The organism is Massilia sp. CMS3.1 (assembly GCF_051262535.1).
GTDB lineage: Bacteria > Pseudomonadota > Gammaproteobacteria > Burkholderiales > Burkholderiaceae_D > Telluria.
In genome coordinates, this window is record NZ_JBIMES010000006.1 from 180,382 (window position 1) to 198,933 (window position 18,552).

At 61.0% G+C, this 18,552-nt stretch carries 10 protein-coding genes and 1 tRNA gene; 6 read left to right on the top strand and 5 right to left on the bottom strand.

The annotated features are described in order from the left end of the window. Window positions 1-6 precede the first annotated feature (6 nt). Window positions 7-1,059 carry an SDR family oxidoreductase gene (locus ACHAC9_RS12025; protein ID WP_435760225.1) on the bottom strand — a complete coding sequence of 351 codons (1,053 nt, stop codon included), beginning with the start codon at window positions 1,057-1,059 and terminating at the stop codon, window positions 7-9. 92 nt (window positions 1,060-1,151) lie between these two features. Next, window positions 1,152-2,441, bottom strand: a complete 1,290-nt coding sequence (locus ACHAC9_RS12030) for a nucleotide sugar dehydrogenase (RefSeq protein WP_435760226.1) — start codon at window positions 2,439-2,441, stop codon at window positions 1,152-1,154. 404 nt (window positions 2,442-2,845) lie between these two features. On the opposite strand from ACHAC9_RS12030, the gene ACHAC9_RS12035 reads away from it, so the two are divergent. From ACHAC9_RS12035 to ACHAC9_RS12045, 3 genes are all read left to right on the top strand, one after another. Next, window positions 2,846-3,919, top strand: a complete 1,074-nt coding sequence (locus tag ACHAC9_RS12035; RefSeq protein WP_435760227.1) for a GNAT family N-acetyltransferase — start codon at window positions 2,846-2,848, stop codon at window positions 3,917-3,919. A gap of 224 nt (window positions 3,920-4,143) precedes the next feature. Then, window positions 4,144-6,864, top strand: coding sequence for an AMP-binding protein (locus ACHAC9_RS12040; RefSeq protein ID WP_435760228.1), 2,721 nt, complete (start codon window positions 4,144-4,146; stop codon window positions 6,862-6,864). 8 nt (window positions 6,865-6,872) lie between these two features. Further along, window positions 6,873-8,294 carry an MBOAT family O-acyltransferase gene (locus tag ACHAC9_RS12045; protein ID WP_435760229.1) on the top strand — a complete coding sequence of 474 codons (1,422 nt, stop codon included), beginning with the start codon at window positions 6,873-6,875 and terminating at the stop codon, window positions 8,292-8,294. An 89-nt stretch (window positions 8,295-8,383) separates the two neighbouring features. Here ACHAC9_RS12045 and ACHAC9_RS12050 read toward each other — a convergent pair. Further along, window positions 8,384-8,459 (bottom strand) — tRNA-Arg (locus ACHAC9_RS12050). A gap of 221 nt (window positions 8,460-8,680) precedes the next feature. On the opposite strand from ACHAC9_RS12050, the gene ACHAC9_RS12055 reads away from it, so the two are divergent. Then, window positions 8,681-9,589 (top strand): c-type cytochrome, encoded by a 909-nt coding sequence (locus ACHAC9_RS12055; protein ID WP_435760230.1) that lies wholly within the window; start codon window positions 8,681-8,683, stop codon window positions 9,587-9,589. Between the two features lie 293 nt (window positions 9,590-9,882). Then, complete coding sequence (locus ACHAC9_RS12060; RefSeq protein ID WP_435760231.1) at window positions 9,883-12,132, top strand: hypothetical protein; 2,250 nt, start codon at window positions 9,883-9,885, stop codon at window positions 12,130-12,132. A gap of 157 nt (window positions 12,133-12,289) precedes the next feature. On the opposite strand, the gene ACHAC9_RS12065 is transcribed toward ACHAC9_RS12060, so the two are convergent. Continuing rightward, complete coding sequence (locus tag ACHAC9_RS12065; RefSeq protein ID WP_435760232.1) at window positions 12,290-14,365, bottom strand: M13 family metallopeptidase; 2,076 nt, start codon at window positions 14,363-14,365, stop codon at window positions 12,290-12,292. A gap of 145 nt (window positions 14,366-14,510) precedes the next feature. After that, on the bottom strand, window positions 14,511-16,595 hold the full coding sequence (locus ACHAC9_RS12070) for a M13 family metallopeptidase (protein WP_435760233.1): 2,085 nt from the start codon (window positions 16,593-16,595) through the stop codon (window positions 14,511-14,513). A 439-nt stretch (window positions 16,596-17,034) separates the two neighbouring features. On the opposite strand from ACHAC9_RS12070, the gene ACHAC9_RS12075 reads away from it, so the two are divergent. Further along, on the top strand, window positions 17,035-18,459 hold the full coding sequence (locus ACHAC9_RS12075) for a S41 family peptidase (protein WP_435760234.1): 1,425 nt from the start codon (window positions 17,035-17,037) through the stop codon (window positions 18,457-18,459). Window positions 18,460-18,552 lie beyond the last annotated feature (93 nt).

The following is an 18,552-nucleotide window of genomic DNA, read 5'->3' on the forward strand; positions in this document are numbered from 1 at the left end:
TTTTACTTACTCGGATGCCACATGCGATCCCTGCTTGAGCAGGTCCTGCACATACCAGTCCATGGCTTGGCGCAGGCCTTCGTCGATCCGGTGCGTGGGCGCATAGCCCAGCAGCGTGGCGGCCTTGCCGATGTCGGCTTGCGAATGGCGCACGTCGCCGCGGCGGAAATCCACATACTCGGGCTGATGCCCATCCACATGCGGGAAGCGCGCGCGCAAGATGTCGCGCATCATCGCGTACAGTTGGTTGAGGCTGGTACGCTCGTTGAGCGCGACGTTGTACACCTGGTTCACGGCATCGGGCTGGGCCATGGCCGCCAGCAGGTTGGCCTGCACGACGTTGTCGATGTAGCAGAAATCGCGGCTGGTCTCGCCGTCGCCGTTAATGCGTAGCGGCTGGTTGCGGATCAGTGCAGCGACCCATTGCGGGATCACGGCGGCATACGCCCCATGCGGATCCTGGCGCGGGCCGAACACGTTGAAGTAGCGCAGTCCAATCGTTTCCATGCCGTAGGTACGGCCGAACACGTTCGCATACAGTTCGTTGACGTATTTCGTGACCGCGTAGGGCGACAGGGGATTGCCGATCACGTCTTCCACTTTCGGCAGCGCCGGGTGGTCGCCATAGGTCGAGCTCGACGCGGCGTAGACGAAGCGCTCTACCTTGGCGTCGCGCGCGGCGACCAGCATGTTCAGGAAACCGGTGACATTCGTGTCATTGGTCGTGATCGGATCGTCGATCGAGCGCGAGACTGAACCGAGGGCGGCCTGGTGCAGGACGAAGTCGACCCCAAGACAGGCGCGCGCGCAATCGCCTGGCACGCGAATATCGCCTTCGATGAAATTAAATTTCATCCAAGCCTCATCCGTGACAGATTCTTTCACCTGATCCAGGTTGTGGCGATGCCCGGTGGCGAAGTTGTCAAGCCCGGTCACACGCTGGCCAAGCTTGAGCAAGGCCTCGACCAGGTTCGAGCCGATGAAGCCGGCAGCGCCGGTGACCAGCCAGTGGTGGCTGTGCTGGCCCAGTTGCTGCCTAACGTCTTGAATCTTATTCACAGTTCAGAACACTTTCTCGATAATGCGGTGCGACAGGCGTCAGGACGAACAAAGCCGCCGCGGCAAAGCGGCGGCTCGTCCCGTATAAAATCTTACAGGCGCCAGACGCAGTAGCCAGCCTCGCGGATGGCCTTTTCATCGAATTGCGACTTGACGTCGATAAAGCAGCCGCCATCATTGAGCTTGGTCTGGAAGTCGGTCAGCGACATGGCCAGCACTTCCTTGTGCGGCACGGCGGCGATGAAGGCGTCTGCCTTCGGCAGGCTGTCCCAGGTTTCCAGCTTGATTCCGTACTCGTGCTCGGCTTCGCCGGCATCGGCCAACGGGTCGTACACGTGGACGTCGACGCCGTAGCTCTGCAGCTCATGGACGATATCCGCCACTTTCGAGTTGCGCAGGTCCGGGCAGTTTTCCTTAAACGTCAGACCGATGACGTTGACTTTCGAACCCTTGACCTGGAAACCCGACGAAATCATCGATTTTACCGTCTTTTCGGCGATGAACTTAGCCATGCCGTCGTTGATGCGGCGGCCCGCCAGGATCACTTGCGGGTGGTAGCCGACCATCTCGGCCTTGTGCGTCAGGTAATACGGATCGACGCCGATGCAGTGGCCGCCGACCAGGCCCGGGCGGAACGGTAAAAAGTTCCACTTGGTACCGGCCGCTTTCAGCACTTCGAGCGTGTCGATGCCGATCTTGTCGAAGATCAGCGCCAGCTCGTTCATCAGGGCGATGTTCAGGTCGCGCTGGGTGTTCTCGATGACCTTGGCCGCTTCGGCGACCTTGATGCTGGACGCGCGGTGCACGCCGGCGGTGATCACGGACTCGTACAGTTGGGCGACGCTTTCCAGGGTCTCGGCGTCATCGCCCGAGACCACTTTCAGGATCGTCGTCAGCGTGTGTTCCTTGTCGCCCGGATTGATGCGCTCTGGCGAGAAGCCGACGTGGAAGTCCTGCAGCCAGGTCAGGCCCGAATGCTTTTCCAGCAGCGGGATGCAGATTTCTTCGGTAGCGCCTGGATACACGGTCGATTCAAAAATGACGATGGCGCCCTTTTTGAGGTTCTTGCCGACCGTGGTGCTGGCGCCGATCAGCGGCGTGAAGTCCGGGTTGTGGGCGATGTCGACCGGGGTCGGCACGGCCACGACGACGTAGTCCGCCTGCGCCAGCAGCGCCGGGTCGGTCGTCACTTCCAGCTGAGCGGCTGCCTGCAGCTGCTCGCTCGAGACTTCACCCGTCGGGTCGATGAATTTCTTGTAGTTGTCGATTTTTGACGCCGACAGATCGAAACCGATCGTCCGTACTTTCTTGCCAAATTCCACTGCGAGCGGTAACCCGACGTAACCCAGTCCTACTACCGCGACGACCTGATCTGCTTTCATTATCAGCTTCCGATATCGAATAAAATTTTGCTAATATGCCAATATTTAATATAGCATGGGGACTAGGCTTGCCTCAACTGAGCACCTAGTTTGTGCGCCATCAACCACACGTGTTCAAAAACGATGTTGTATTCACGGCCGCACCTTCGTTGTTTTTTGGTCCTTGTCGCTCACCGACCTCATCTGATACATGACGCTATCGGTTGCAGCACACAGCAGAATGGCCATGCCGTTGCTATGACACTGCGCAATATAGCATTTTCTGCCCAACAAGTTCCGTAAGAAAATGAATCGTGCGCACTGCACACATTTGCAAGGCCGGACGGAAGATATTGTCGATCGTTTACAATCTTGGGCGACCTATCATCATCGCAAAACACCGATAGCCACCGCAGGAGCAGCGCTTGAACGACCTTACATTCTCCTACCTCGACAATGACGCATCCGGCAACGACGCGCTGGACGCTTTTGTGCGAGCCCATCCCGAAGGCAACGCCTACCAGTTGGCGGCATGGCGCCGCGCCGTCGCCGATGCCTACGGCTATGCGGGCCAGGTGCTGGTGGCCCGCCGCGACGGCGAGCTGGCCGGACTGCTGCCCTCCTGTGAAGTCGCCCGTCCCTTGTCCCGCCCGCGCTGGATTTCGTTGCCCTTCTGCGACCTGGGCGGACCGCTGGCGCTATCGCACGAGGTGAATGGGGCCCTGGCGGCCCGGATGCAGCGCGACCTCAAGCCGGCGCGTGCGGCCGGACTCGAACTGCGTTGCTCGGGCGTGGGAACAGAGGACGAAGCGACGCTCGAGGGACGCAAGGTGCGCATGGTGCTGAGCCTGCCGGAGAGTGCTGCGGCCCTGATGCAATCCTATCCACCGAAGCTGCGCAGCCAGGTGCGCAAGGCGGAAAAGAACGGCCTCACCTCGGCAGTAGAGACTGGGGTGGAGGCCGTCGGCGCGTTTTATGAGGTCTACAGCCGCAACATGCGCCGGCTCGGCAGCCCGCCGCACAGCCGCGCCTGGTTCGAAGCGCTCCAGCGCCACTACGGCGCCGGCGGCGACATGTTCATCGTGCTGGTGCGGCACGAGGACAAGGTCATTGGCGCCGGCTGGGTGCTGCTGTGCGGCGGGAATGCCGTCATTCCCTGGGCCTCGACCCTGGCCGACTACAATTCGCTCGCGCCGAACATGCTGCTGTACTGGGCCATCCAGTCGCAGCTGTGCGAGCGCGGCGTGCGCCAGTTCGATTTCGGCCGCTCGACCTTTGGCGAGGGCACCTATAAATTCAAGAAACAATGGGGCGCGCTGCCGGTGGCGCTCGACTGGCGCGAGTGGGATGCGCAAGGTGTCGAAGCACCTTCCGCACCGGCGGCGCAGGGCGGCGCCGCTTCGAACCTGCGTCCCCTGATCGAGAGCGCCTGGCAACGCCTGCCGCTGGCGGTGACGAACAGCCTGGGGCCGCGCCTGCGGCGTTACATTACGCTGTAGACAACGTGCAACACCTGATTTACATACTTGCACTTATATTAATATTTGTATCAGATACGCAACATCGCTAATACATTTTGCGAACAACAATATTTACGGCTATGCGGAGTGCCATCGTAAGACTTATCCTACGGCAATTCAGACTCTATTACGTTCTCTCGGCTATTCAGTTGATGCGCCCTCTCTAAATAAGCGGAGCAAATGAGACACGGAAAATCAACAACATGCCTGAAGTCTTATTTGCCTTGCGCTTACGCGATCATGGTCAGAACATTGCGCTCCTTAACGACGACGGCCAGCGGCTGACGTATGCGGCACTGGCCGACTTGGTCGATGCACAGGCGGCGAAGCTTACCGGGCCTGCGCGGCTGGTCATCGTCGAAGCGGACAACAGCGTCGCGTGTGTTGTTGCTTACTTGGCTTGCCTGCGGGCGCGCCATCCAGTGCTTCTCTGTGAACCGGGCTCGACTGTATCAGACCCCCGCACTGCGCTTACCTACGGCGCAGCGCAGGTATTCCGGCACGCGGCAGGGAACTGGCGCTTCGAGTCGCTCGATACTGTACTGCCGATCGACCCGCACCCGGACTTGTGCGTGCTCCTGTCGACCTCCGGCACCACCGGCAGTCCGAAGCTGGTACGCCTGTCGCGCGAAAATATCCAAAGCAACGCTACGTCGATCGCCCTTTACCTCGGCCTCGACAGCACCGAGCGCGCCATTACCAGCCTGCCCTTGTACTACTCGTATGGCATGTCGGTTCTTAATTCGCATCTGCACGCGGGCGCCGCCGTACTCCTCACTAACAAGTCGGCCGCCGACTCGGAATTCTGGACCTTCTTCGGCAACGAAGGGGCAACCAGCCTGTCGGGAGTCCCATTCACATTCGATTTACTCGAACGTATCGGCTTTCGTTCCCAACACTATCCTGCGCTGCGCTACCTGGCCCAGGCCGGCGGGCGCCTGCCGGCGGAACGGGTACGCTTGTACGCCGAATGGGCGCAGGCCTCGCGCCGACAGCTGTTTGTCATGTACGGGCAAACCGAAGCCAGCCCCCGTATGGCATATGTGCCCCCCGCGCAACTGCTCGACAACACCGATGCGATCGGTATCCCGGTGCCGGGAGGCAGTTTCGACCTGATCTGCGAAGATGGCTTGCCGGTGCAGGCGAGCGATGCTCCCGGCGAACTGGTGTATCGCGGCCCGAATGTCATGATGGGCTATGCCGAAACGGCCAGCGATCTGGCCAGGGACAAGGACACCTTCGCGCTGCGCACCGGCGACCTGGCCTGCCGTAAGGAAAATGGCTGTTATTACATCATCGGACGCAAGAGCCGGTTTTCGAAAATCGTTGGACTGCGTATCAGCCTTGATGAAGTCGAACGCTGGGTACACGACTGCGGCTTTAACGGCATTGTCAGCGGCGACGACCGCGTGATCGTTGTAGCCGTGACTGGGGCGGCAAACGACCTGAAGCAGCGCCTGGCGCAGCGTTTCGCCCTGCCGCCGTCGGCGTTAGCCGTGATCGCACTCGGGGCGATCCCGACGCTTCCCTCCGGGAAATTCGATTACCGGACAGTCTTGCAGCTCGGGCATGAAGTGGTTGACGCCCCCCAGCCGGGACCGGCATCGCTGCTCGCGGCCTATCGCGATGTCCTGGGGAATGCCGATGTGCGGCCGACTGACAGCTTCCTCGACCTCGGCGGAGACTCGATCAACCTCGTTGAAATCGCGCTGGTACTGGAAGCTTACCTTGGCGCGGTGCCGGACAACTGGGAAGCACATGCGATTGCATCGCTTGAGGCGCTCAAGGGCGGCGCAGCGGCGCAGAGCGCCGGTTCGGAAGCTGCTGACGCCAGTCCTGCCACGCGGCGCGGAGGCTTGTTGCAAGCCGGGTTGGTGGCACTTGTGCTACTGCTCGCCGTCGAATCGATGCTGCAAGCACGCTCCTACCTGAAAACTGGACGTAGCGCAATCAGTCTGGTTACCGGAGAAACGTCGGTCGTGATGAACGAGCGCTTCCAGGTCAAGACCTACCGCCCGAACATGAAGGATCCAAAGCCCGGGGACGACCTGGAATTCACCACTAACACACTGGGCTTTCGCAGCCCGGAAATTTCGCAGCTTCCGGCCCCGGACGAATTGCGCATTGCTGTCGTTGGCGCATCGACCGTGGCCGGTGCCTATGCGAAGACCAATGGCGCCACCTTTCCGCACCTGCTGGAAGAGCGCCTGCGGCATGCCATGCCTGGCCGGCGCGTCAACGTCATCAATGCGGGGGTCGAGGGCTACACGGTCAGGGAGATCGACAAGCTGGTCGAGCGCGCGATCATCCCGCTGCGCCCGAACGTGGTCGTGATCTATCCTGGCTTCAATGACATGGCGTATATCTGCAAGGCGACGAGCGGCAAGGCCAGCATTGCGTTGCAGCCGGTCCCCGCACCCAGACTGCCAAACTGGATCATGACGCGCGAAATCATCTCAAAGAACACTGTGCCCTTGCGTGATTCGCCGGTGCGTTCCAACAAGATTGACCCGAAGACAAACTTTCCCGTGTCTTATGGCCGGACCCTGGACCACATTGTTACCAGGCTCCAGGCCGCCGGTATCAAGCCGGTCCTGCTGACGGTCGCGCGCGCCTTCAGGCCGGGCGACGGCGAAGCGGGCAAGCGTCTGGCCACCACGGCCCTGTTCTACAACCATTGCCTGGACTATGCGGGCCTGAACCAAGCGGGAACTATGTTCAACCAGACAATCGCAACCGTGGCCAGGAGGAACCGGACTTTGCTGATCGACCTTGGCACAAAGATGCCCGGCGGACCCAAGCATTTCGTCGATGCCGCGCACTTTACGCGCACAGGAGAAGAAATTTCTGCCGAGATCATTTTCCATGAACTCGTCAACGATATGAACCTCGTCAAGCCTGGCGGCTTGATGGCTAGCGAATAAGGCCCGTAGTGGATATCACAGGTTTCAGCTATCTGGCCTTCTTTGGTACGGTATTGGTGTTGCACCGTCTACTGCAAGCAAGCCACGATGCCCAGAAATGGTTGTTGATTGCAGCAAGCTACTATTTTTACGCAACCATCGACTGGCGCTTTTGCGGCTTGCTAGCCGCGCTTACCACGATCAATCATGTCGCCGGGGCCGCTGTCGTCACGGCGGCCGATCGTGGCGCAGCACGCCGCGCCATCACCGGTGCCGTCGTCCTCAGCCTCAGCTTGCTGTGTTACTTCAAGTACCTGAATTTCTTCGGCTCCATGGTCAACTCGCTGATGGCTTGGCTCGGTACGGGAAGCCTGGTGCCCTTCGTGAACATACTGCTTCCGGTCGGGATTTCCTTCATGACCTTCCAGGCCATTACCTACCCTATTGACCTCTACCACCGTCGCCTCGACCAGCCGGCGAATGCGGTTGATTTCACCCTGTTCATGGCGTTCTTCCCGCGCCTGCTGTCGGGCCCGATCGTCACGGCTGCTTACTTCATGCCGCAGTTACGCCCGCTCTACCCGCAGGTGACGCGCGATCAGCGCTTCGCAGGCTTGTCGCTCATCATGCGGGGGGTCGTAAAAAAAGTCCTGATTGCCGATACGCTGGGCGTTTGCCTGGTCGAGCCGGCATTTGCGAATCCCGGCAGTTTCTCTTCCCCCTTCCTCTGGATGGCGCTATTCGGGTACAGCTTCCAGGTCTACCTTGACCTCTCCGGCTATACCGACATGGCACGCGGTGCGGCCACCATGCTCGGCTACCAGCTGCCAGTCAATTTTAACCGGCCCTATCTCGCCACCAGCATCGCCAACTTCTGGCAGCGCTGGCATATCACGATGTCCTCGTTCTTCCGCAACTACCTGTACGATCCGCTGTCGAAGTCCGGGTTCGCCCCAGTGGCCGTCAACCTGCTCATCGTTTTTGTCGCCATCGGCCTGTGGCATGGTGCCGGGTGGAACTTCGTGGTGTACGGCCTGATTCACGGCTCCATGGTAGCGTTCGGCCATTTCCGTGACGAGGCCCGGATCCGCAAAGGCGCTGCACCGGTCGTGTATCGCGGCCGCCAGCTGATGTTGCGCGTCGCTTTCATTTTTGTCGTTGTCGTGCTAACACGGCTGCTGTTTCGCAGCACCGACTTGGAAATGGTCAGGGTCTATATCGCCGGGCTTTTCCGCGCCACCGGTGGCAGCTTTCCGGTCTCTTTTGCCGGACTGCTAGCGCTAACAGCGGCCGCAGCGCTGCATTTCACACCGATACAGTGGCGCGACCGTTTCATGGCGTATGCGAATACGCGTCCAGCGTGGATGTTTGGCGCCGGTTTTGTGGTGATGCTGTACATGACAATCGCCATGACGCGCGGGCGTGGCGGGTTTATTTATTTCCAGTTTTAGAAAGAATGCTGCCCGGAACGCCAGAAAAACGCCTATACAAGCGTTTTTGCACAAATGCGGAAATAAGAAATACGAAAGAGGCGTAAAAATGGTGCGGCTGGCTGGGATCGAACCAGCGACCCTTGGCTTCGGAGGCCAATACTCTATCCACTGAGCTACAGCCGCACGGGGAAAACACGTCGAGTCATCTCGCAAGGAAATGCCTGAGCGATGAGAAGGATACATTCTTTCGCCCCCCCCGTCCATGGAAAGTGAAAGTTGCAAACGAGCCATGTGCCACCGAGCATCTTTTGAGACTATAATCGCCGATTGGCGGCCTTTGCAAAAAGTCATGCAGGAAGAACACACGCCGGGTAGCAGGTTTTTTTAATCGCATTAAGGAAATCATGAGCGACGCACACAATGAACAATCGTTTATCCGGACGCCCAAGCAACTGATCGGGGTGGTCGCAGGCTTCTTCCTGGTAATCGTTATCGGCATCATCCTGCTGGTCTCTTTCGTCACCAATGACAGGTTGGAGGGTGCCGGCACCAACAGCCTGGGACCGGAAGCGGTCGCACAACGCTTGCGCCCGGTAGCCGAAGAAGGCTTCATGCTGCGCGATGCAAATGCACCAAAGGTGCTACAAGCGGGCAATGCCGTGTATACCGCCGTCTGCGCCGCCTGCCACACCAGCGGCGCCGCCGGTGCACCGAAGACCGGTGTTGCCGGCGACTGGACCGCGCGCCTGGCGCAGGGTTACGACACGCTCGTCAAGCACGCCATCGAGGGCATCCGCGCGATGCCGGCCAAGGGCGGCAACCCCGACCTGGACAATGTGGAAGTCGAACGCGCTGTTGTGTATATGGCCAACCAGAGCGGCGCCACATTCAAGGAGCCGGCCGTCCCCGCTCCGGCTGCCGCGCCTGTCGCCGGCACCGAAGCGGCAGCCGCACCGGCGGCCGCGAATGCCGCTACCGCAGCGCCTGTCGCCGGGACCCCGGCCAGCGCCGCGCCGGCGGCTCCTGCTCCTGCCGCCGAAGCCGCCCCGGCCGTCGCCAGTGCCGACACCGGCAAGGCGCTCTACAACAGTGCCTGCATCGCCTGCCATGGTGCCGGGATCGCGGGCGCGCCGAAGCTGGCCGACAAAGCCAACTGGGCGCCACGCATCCAGCAAGGCAACCCGGTGCTGTACGAGCATGCGATCAAGGGTTTCCAGGGCAAGGCCGGCGTCATGCCGCCAAAAGGCGGCGCCAGCGCACCGGACGCCGACGTCAAGGCAGCGGTAGACTTCATGGTGGCTTCCGCGCGTTGAGGGATCTCACGAAACAGATGGACAAAACCGCCCGATAGGCGGTTTTTTTTATTTCGCAAAAAAGAAAAAAGGGCAACATAAATACACAATGTTTGATTTATAAACGAATAATATACGTAAAAAAATCGACAACGTTGTGTTGTATTTGGAAGAAATTCTGAAAAGCAACAATGATTTTGCTGTTAGCGAGTCTTGCTTTGGCGTAACCTTTAGAAATTCCAAGGGGCAATAATTTGTTCCCCTAAGTAACTTCTGAAGAAGCCGCCATGACTCTCCCACTCCAAAATTTTGCAATGCGAATCGCCGCAATCGCGGCATTCGGTAGCACGCTCGTGGCCTGCGGCGGCGGCGGTGGTTCCAGCGCGCCGGCCAGCGTGGCACCGACTTCGACGGCAACGCCAATGGCGCCTGCAGCGGCAGCCCCGGTCGCCCAGGCAGTCATCAACACGCCAGCCGATGCAGGCCCGGCCGCGACCGCGCCGCTGTCGGCAGCCGTTGCCGCGCCTGCGCAAGCCACTACCGCAGCGACGACGACCTCGTACAGCGTCTTTGGCATGGTTACCGATGTGCAGATCCAGAACACCAGCGCGACTGTCCAGGAGGCCCTGCCGGTCACCTTCGGCCAGGCGTTCGCCGTAAGTCACCTGATGCCGACCGATTCGCTGGTCGGCCGCTTTGACAATGGTAGCACGATCCCATTGCAGCTCGACGTCAAGGCAACCCACCCTGACGGCTCTGTGCGCCATGCCGTGGTGTCGGGCATCGCCCCGAACATGGGCCCGAACGAAACGCGCACGCTGTCGTTGATGAAATCGAACGCCCCCCATGCCACCGGAATGGGCCCGAAGACGCTCCTGATGAACGGTTTCAGCTCGTCCGTGCATGCCACCATCAACGGCGTGCGCTATAACGCCTCGGCCGATGACATCATCAAGATGGGCGGCGCTTACCAGACCTGGCTCTCGGGCGCAGTCGCCAACGAGTGGCACGTGTCGGCGCCGCTGACCACGGCCGACGGCGTGGCGCACCCCCACCTGACCGCGCGCTTTGCGATCCGCTGGTACGACGCAATCAAGAAAGCACGTGTCGACGTCACGGTCGAGAACGCCTGGGCCTACGAGCCGAACCCGCAGAACTTCACCTATGATGCCGAAGTCATGGTGCGCGGCGCTGTCGTCTACGCGAAGCCGGGCCTGACCCAATACCACCATACCCGCTGGCGCAAGATGTTCTGGTGGGGCGGCGACGCCTCGCAGGCCTACGTCAAGCACAACACGGGCTACCTGATCGCTAGCCGCGCGCTGCCAAACTATGACCAGAGTGTGGTCATACCGGAGACCACCCTGGCCGGCCTGAAGGCGTCCTGGAGCGGGACCAAGATTGAACCAATGGGCGTCGGCCTGGCCAATCCTTACATGCCGAGCACCGGTGGGCGCAACGAGATTGGACTGCTGCCAGGCTGGGCTGCGACCTACCTGCTGTCGATGGACGCGCGCGCCAAGGACATTACACTCGCCAGCGGGGACCTGGCCGGTAGCTGGTCGTCGCATTATCGCGACAAGAATACCGATCGCCCGGTCAGCTTGTTGGACTATCCATATATGACCATTGTTGGCATCGCGACCGATACGCGCAATCCTGCCACCAAGCTGCAGGAGGCGTTCCCGAAGTGCGCCGTCGGCGCCAGCTGCAGCACGCCTAACAGCCATGACACGTCACATCAACCAGGATTTGCCTATCTTCCCTACCTTGTGACCGGCGATTTTTATTATTTGGAAGAACTGCAATTCTGGGCCATGTACGATGTATTCGCCTCGAATCCAGGCTACCGCAAGAATATTCAAGGACTGCTGGAACCGGAACAGGTACGAGGCCAGGCCTGGAGCATGCGCACCCTGGCGCAGGCAACCTATATCACGCCGGACAGCGATCGCCTGAAGTCGCATTTCGCCGGCATTCTGACGAACAACCTTGATTGGTATAACAAGGAATACACCGATAACGCCGCTGCAAACGTCTTCAGCGTGATTGCCACCAAGAGTGCGGTGATTTACGACAACAAGCGTGGCATCGCACCTTGGCAGGACGATTTCTTTACTGCGGCCATTGGTCACGCGGCCGAGCTCGGCTTCACCGGCGCACAGAAATTGCTGGCATGGAAAGCCAAGGCGCCCGTGATTCGGATGACCGATCCGGGCAACTGCTGGATCGATGGCGCGCTGTACTCCATGAACATCCGTGACTCGGCAACCAGCCCATTCTACACAAGCATGGCGCAAGCCTCGGCAGCGAGCCAGACAACAACCTTCCAGTCGCTCGAATGTGGAAGTGCTGCGATGGCAAGCTTCCTCAAGCTGAAGGTAGGGGAAATGACCGGCTATTCGTCGAGCATTGCCGGTTATCCGTCGAACATGCAGCCAGCCTTGGCGTATGCGGTCGATGCCCAGCTGCCGAACGGTGCCGCAGCATGGACAAAGTTCATGGGCCGCAGCGTCAAGCCGAACTACGGCACCAGCCCGCAGTTCGCGATCGTGCCCCGCTAAGCAAGCGCATCGAAGGTGCCATAAGGAAACCCCAGCTGCCGCAAGGCCGCTGGGGTTTTTTCTATGGCTGTGCTGCTCGACGAGCGCGCCGAGCGAGAATAAAAAACACCGCCGGCGCGAGCCAGGCGGTGTTTTTGAAGGAAAGACGAAACCGTGCTTACCAGATGATCACGCGGTCTTTCGGCGCCAGGTACATCTTGTCGCCCTCTTTGACCTTGAAGGTCTCGTAGAAGCCCGGCTGGTTCATCAGGGTGCCGTTGGCGCGGTACTGGCCCGGCGAGTGCGGGTCGGTCTTGACCTGGGCGATCCGGGCCGGCTCGCGCATCTTTTCGCGCCAGACTTGCGCCCAGCCCATGTACAGGCGCTGCTCGCCGGTGAGGCCGTCGATAACCGGCGCCTTTTTCCCCTTCAGCGAGATTTTATAGGCTTTCGCTGCGATGGCCAGACCCGAGTTGTCGGCGATGTTTTCGCCGAGCGTCAGTTCGCCGTTCACGTTATAGCCTGGCAGCGGGCTGTAGCCGTTGTACTGCTTGACCAGCATCGTGGCCTTGGCCTTGAAGTTCTTGTGGTCGGCTGCAGTCCACCAGTCGCGCAGGTTGCCGTTGCCGTCGTACTGGGCGCCCTGGTCGTCGAAGCCATGGCTGATTTCGTGGCCGATCACGGCGCCGATACCGCCGTAGTTGACTGCGTCATCGGCATTCGCGTCGAAGAACGGTGGCTGCAGGATCGCCGCCGGGAACACGATCTCGTTCATCTCCGGGTTGTAATAGGCATTGATCGTCTGCGGCGTCATGCCCCATTCTTCACGGTCGATCGGTTTGCCCAGCTTGTTCAACTCGCGCTCGGCTTCGACCACGCGCGAACGCATCACGTTGCCGACCAGGTCGTCACGCTTGACGCTCAGGGCCGAATAATCCTTCCACTTGTTCGGGTAACCGATCTTCGGGGTGAACTTGGCCAGTTTCGCCTGCGCTTCCTTCTTGGTCGCCGGGCTCATCCAGTCGAGCTTGTCGATGCTCTGTTTATAAGCCGCCAGCAGGTTCGCCACCAGCTTCTCCATGCGCGCCTTGTGCTCCGGCGGGAAGTACTCGGCCACGTACAGCTTGCCCACCGACTCGCCCTGCGCACGCTCGACCGCGCCGACGCCACGCTTCCAGCGCGGTTCCATCTGCGTCACGCCCGACAGGGTCTTGCCGTAGAAGTCGAAGCGCTCGTCGACGAAGTTTTTGGAGAGGAAGCTGCCGTAGGATTCGATCAGGTGCAGCGACAGGTAAGCCTTCCAGGTATCGAGCGAGGTCTTGTTCGACAGCTCGGCGAAGCCCTTCAGATAGGTCGGCTGGCTGACGATCACGTAATCGGCCTTGCCGGCGATGCCGGTGGCCTGCAGCCAGCTGTTCCAGTCGTAGTTCGGCGCCACCTTGGCCATGTCGGCCAGGTTGACCTTGTTATACGCCTTCACCGGGTCGCGCAGTTCGACCTTGGTCCACTGGATCCGGGCGATGTCGGTCTCGAAGTCGACGATGGCTTTCGCGTTGGCGGCAGCGTTCTTGTCGCCGGCGAGAAGCAGCATCTTCTCGGCGTGCTGCTGGTACTTGGCGCGGGTCTCGGCCAGCTTCTTGTCGTCTGCCTTCAGGTAATAATCGCGGTCGGGCATGCCCAGGCCGCCCTGCATGATGTCGGCGACGTACTTGGTCGAATCCTTGTTGTCCTGGTGGATGGCGAAGTCGAACGGCACGCCGACGCCGATCTTGCCCAGGCGCGCCAGCATGGCCGGCAGCTCGGACTTGTCCTTGAGCGCCGCGATTCTATCCAGTTCGCCCTTCAGCGGCGTCACGCCCAGCTGTTCCAGGCGCGCCTCGTCCATGAAGCTGGCGTAGAAGTCGCCGATGCGCTGGGCATCGGTGGCCGCCGCCGGGTTGCTGGCGGCGGACTTTTCGATGATGCCGCGCAGGCGCGGCAAGGTGTTGTCGCGCAGCTGCATGAACGAACCCCAGCTCGCCTTGTCAGCCGGGATTTCGGTGTTCTTGAGCCACTTGCCGTTCAGGTATTCAAAAAAGTCGTCCTGCGGACGCACGCTTTGTTCGATGTATTCGGTGGCGATACCGGACGACAGGACCGGAGCCTTGGCGCTTTTCGGGGTAGTCGCGCCTGCCGCGGTGCCCGCCGCAGGTGCGGCATTGGCAACGCTGGCGACCAGCGCGAGCGTCAATGCGCTCAGCAGATGTTGTTTCATGTGTCTCTCTTTTTTATCGTGGTGATGGATGGTGACCAGTCTTCCGGCTCGGCGCTCGTGGCGCCGAACCGGGCACCGGCGGGGCATATGCATGCCATGCATACGGGTCGTTTGCAGCATGTTTTTGCCCGGCCGATCAACGACTTTACCAGATCGTGACGCGATCTTTCGGCGCCAAATACATTTTGTCGCCTTCCTTCACGCCGAACGCTTCGTAGAAGGCCGGGTGGTTCATCACCGTGCCGTTGGCGCGGAACTGGCCCGGCGAGTGCGGGTCGGTTTTCACTTGCACGATTTGCTGCGCTTCGCGCATTTTGCTGCGCCACACCTGGCCGAAGCCCATGAAGAAGCGCTGGTCGCCGGTGAGGCCGTCGATCACCGGGGCCGGCTGGCCTTTCAAGGAGATCTTGTAGGCTTTATAGGCAATCGCGAGACCGGAGTTGTCGCCGATGTTTTCGCCCAGGGTCAGTTCGCCGTTGACGTTGTAGCCAGGGATCGGGCTATACGCGTTGTACTGTTTCACCAGCATGTCGGCACGTTTCTGGAAGGCCGCGCGGTCTTCTTTCGTCCACCAGTCGCGCAGGTTGCCGTCGCCATCGGACTGGCTGCCCTTGTCGTCGAAACCGTGGCCGATTTCGTGGCCGATCACGGCGCCGATCGCGCCATAGTTCACCGCGTCGTCGGCGCGCATGTCGAAGAACGGCGGCTGCAGGATCGAGGCCGGGAACACGATCTCGTTCATCGAGCTGCTGTAGTAGGCGTTCACCGTCTGCGGCGTCATGCCCCACTCTTCGCGGTCGATTGCTTGTCCCAGTTTCGTGATGTTGCGGTTGTAGCCGAATTCGGCCGCGCGCTTCACATTCCCCACCAGGTCATCCTTGCGGATGGTCAGCTTCGCATAATCGCGCCACTTATTCGGGTAGCCGACCTTCGGCGTGAATTTCGCCAGTTTTGCTTGTGCTTCCTTCTTGGTCGCCGGGGTCATCCAGTCGAGCGTGTCGATGCTTTGCGCGTAGGCGGCGGTGACGTTTTTGACCAGTTCTTCCATGCGCGCCTTGCGCTCGGCCGGGAAGTATTTGCCGACGTACTGGCGGCCCAGGGCTTCGCCCAGCGCGCCTTCGACGGTCGACACGCCGATCTTCCAGCGTGGACGGTTCTCCAGCGCGCCGGTGAGCGCCGTGCCGTAGAAGGCGAAGTTGGCGTCCACAAAAGGCTTCGACAGGTAGGGCGAGTATTCGCGCAGCAGCTGCCATTCAAAATACGATTTTAACGTTGCCAGGTCGGTGTCGGCGACGACCTTGTTCAAGCCCGTCAGGTAGCTTGGCTGGGCCACGATGATGTAATCGAGCTTGTTGCCGACGCCGGCCGCTGCCAGGGCCGCGCTCCAGTCGTAGCCCGGGGTCAGCGCGGCAAGTTCGGTCACGCTCATCTTGTTGTAGCGTTTCACCGGGTCGCGGTTCTCGACCTTGGTCCACTGCACCTTGGCCAGTTCGGTCTCGAAGTCGACGATCGCCTTGGCTTGTGCGGCGGCGTTCTTTTCGCCCGCCAGACCCAGCACCTTCGCCACATGCGCTTCGTACTTGGTACGGGCCTCCAGCATGCGCTTGTCGTCGAGTTTCAGGTAGTAGTCGCGGTCCGGCATGCCGAGGCCGCCCTGGCCGATGTAGGTGGCGTACTTGGTCGAGGCGCGCGCATCCTGGCCGACACGGATGCCGTAGGGCGTGGCGACACCGATTTTCGACAGGTGGGCGATCAGGCTTGGGATGCCCTTCTTGTCCTTCAGGGTGCGGATGCGCTGCAGTTCGCCAGCCAGCGGCCTGGTGCCGAGCTCTTCCACGCGCGCTTCATCCATGAAGCTGGCGTACAGGTCGCCGATCTTCTGGACGTCGGTGCCGGCCTTCTTGTTCGGGTCCTTCTGGGCCGCCTCGATGATGCCGAGCAGTTGCGGCTGGGTGTCGTCGCGCAGTTTGAGGAAGGTGCCCCAGCTCGACTTGTCGGCCGGGATGTCGGTCGTTTTCAGCCACTTGCCATTCAGGTAAGTAAAGAAATCGTCCTGCGGGCGCACCGAGGTGTCGATGTACTGGGTGTCGATCCCCGAAATCGGGGCGCTTGATGCCGTTCCCGCGGCGACTGCAGCCGCCGGCGCGGTGTTGGACTTGGTGGCGTCGCCGGCGTGGGCGAAGGTGGCCAGCACGGACAGAATCAGGGTGCTCAAAAGGGTACGTTTCAAGGAAGTCCTCGTATGCCGATAGAAAACGCGCACCGGGCGAGGCAGCCATGCCCATGTGCACCAACAGGATTGTTACCGGAAGAATGCCCGATCCAGACCCATCCGTCGAGAGGAAGTGTGGCAAAAATGATGTCGTCCGGCGGCGCGGGTGGCCTGGCAAGCAGGCAAAAAAATGCCCACGGAGGGGGCCATGGGCGAAACCACTTTGGGGTGGAGAGAGAAAAACCGAATTGACTATAGAAGTGGCCCGGAGCCGGCGTGCCCACTCTTACAATTACTTACCTGGCGCACAAGCGGTTTTACACGTGGGCGCGCGGCGCGGCACGCCGCGCGCAGGTTTGCGCGGGCGCACACCGGGCCGGGCGCGATTCGGGTTTATACTGGGGGCGCGCTATCTCATGCGTGCCAGGGCGCCTGTTCGCCGTCACCACCAACAGCTATGGCCTCCACTCTCAAAAATACCGGCTTGATCATCGCCGGCGTCGCCGCTGGCGCCGCCGTCACGATGCAGTTCTCCGCGCTCGCCTATAAACCGGTCGAGCCGAGCATGCCGCTCGACCAGCTGCAGCAACTGGCGAAGGTGGTGGAGGTGATCCGATCCGATTACGTCGAGCCGGTCGAGGGCGGTAAACTGCTGACCGACGCCATCTCCGGCATGGTCGATGCGCTCGACCCGCATTCGGCCTACCTCGACCCGGCCGCCTTCCGCGAGCTGCGCGAAGGCACCGAAGGCAAGTTCGTGGGCCTGGGAATCGAGATCGGCGAGAGCGACGACGGTTATGTCGAAATCGTCACGCCGATGGAAGACTCGCCGGCCGAACGCGCCGGCATCCTGGCGGGCGACCTGATCACCCGCATCGACGGCCTTGATGTACGCGGCCTGGGCCTGGAAGAAGCGGTCAAGCACATGCGCGGCATGCCCGGCACCCGCGTCACGCTCACCATCGCGCGCCAGAACACGCCGCAACCGCTGGTGCTCACCGTCGAGCGCCAGGAAATCGTGCAGAAAAGCGTCAGGGCGAACATCGTCGAACCGGGCTACGGCTGGCTGCGCATCGCCCAGTTCCAGGAACCGACGCTCGACGACATGGCCGAAAAACTGGCCGAGCTGGCGCGCAAGGAGCCGCACCTGAAGGGACTCGTGCTGGACTTGCGCAACGATCCGGGCGGCTTGCTGCAAGGAGCGATCGGCGTCTCCGCCGCCTTCCTGCCCGAAGGCGCGGAAATCGTTTCCACGAATGGCCAGCTGCCCGAATCGCGCCAGCGTTTTTATGGGCGTCCCGAACACTACATGCTCAGGAGCGGACGCGACCCGCTGTCGATCGTGCCTGCCGCCTTTAAAACGCTGCCGCTGGTAGTGCTGGTCAATACCGGCTCGGCCTCGGCCTCCGAAATCGTGGCCGGCGCCCTGCAAGACCATAAACGCGCGGCGATCGTCGGCACCCCGACTTTTGGCAAGGGATCGGTACAGACGATCCGTCCGATCGGGCGCGACGCCGCCGTGAAACTCACCACGGCGCGCTATTTCACGCCCAACGGACGCTCGATCCAGGCACGCGGCATCGTGCCCGATTTCGCGGTCGACGAAAACGCCGAGAACGATGGCCTGAACGCGCTGCGCCTGCGCGAAGCCGACTTGCAACACCATTTATCCGGCGACGGCGCCGAGGAAAAAACGCGCCCGGACGATATCGAAGAGCAGATGGCCCTGCTCGACGCAGCGCGCGACCGCAAGCCGCTGGCCTACGGCAGCGCCGCCGACTTCCAGCTGGCGCAGGCGGTAAAACACCTGAAAGGCGAGCCGATGCAGCTATCGAAGCGGTCAGCGCCCCCTGCCCTGGCGCGCCACCAGGCCCCGAAATAGCGTCCGTGATAGTCGCCTCGACAATTCCCAGGCCCGGGTTGATTGTGTAGAATCGCCGTCATTCACCGGGGAATCCCCCGTTATCTCCTTTGA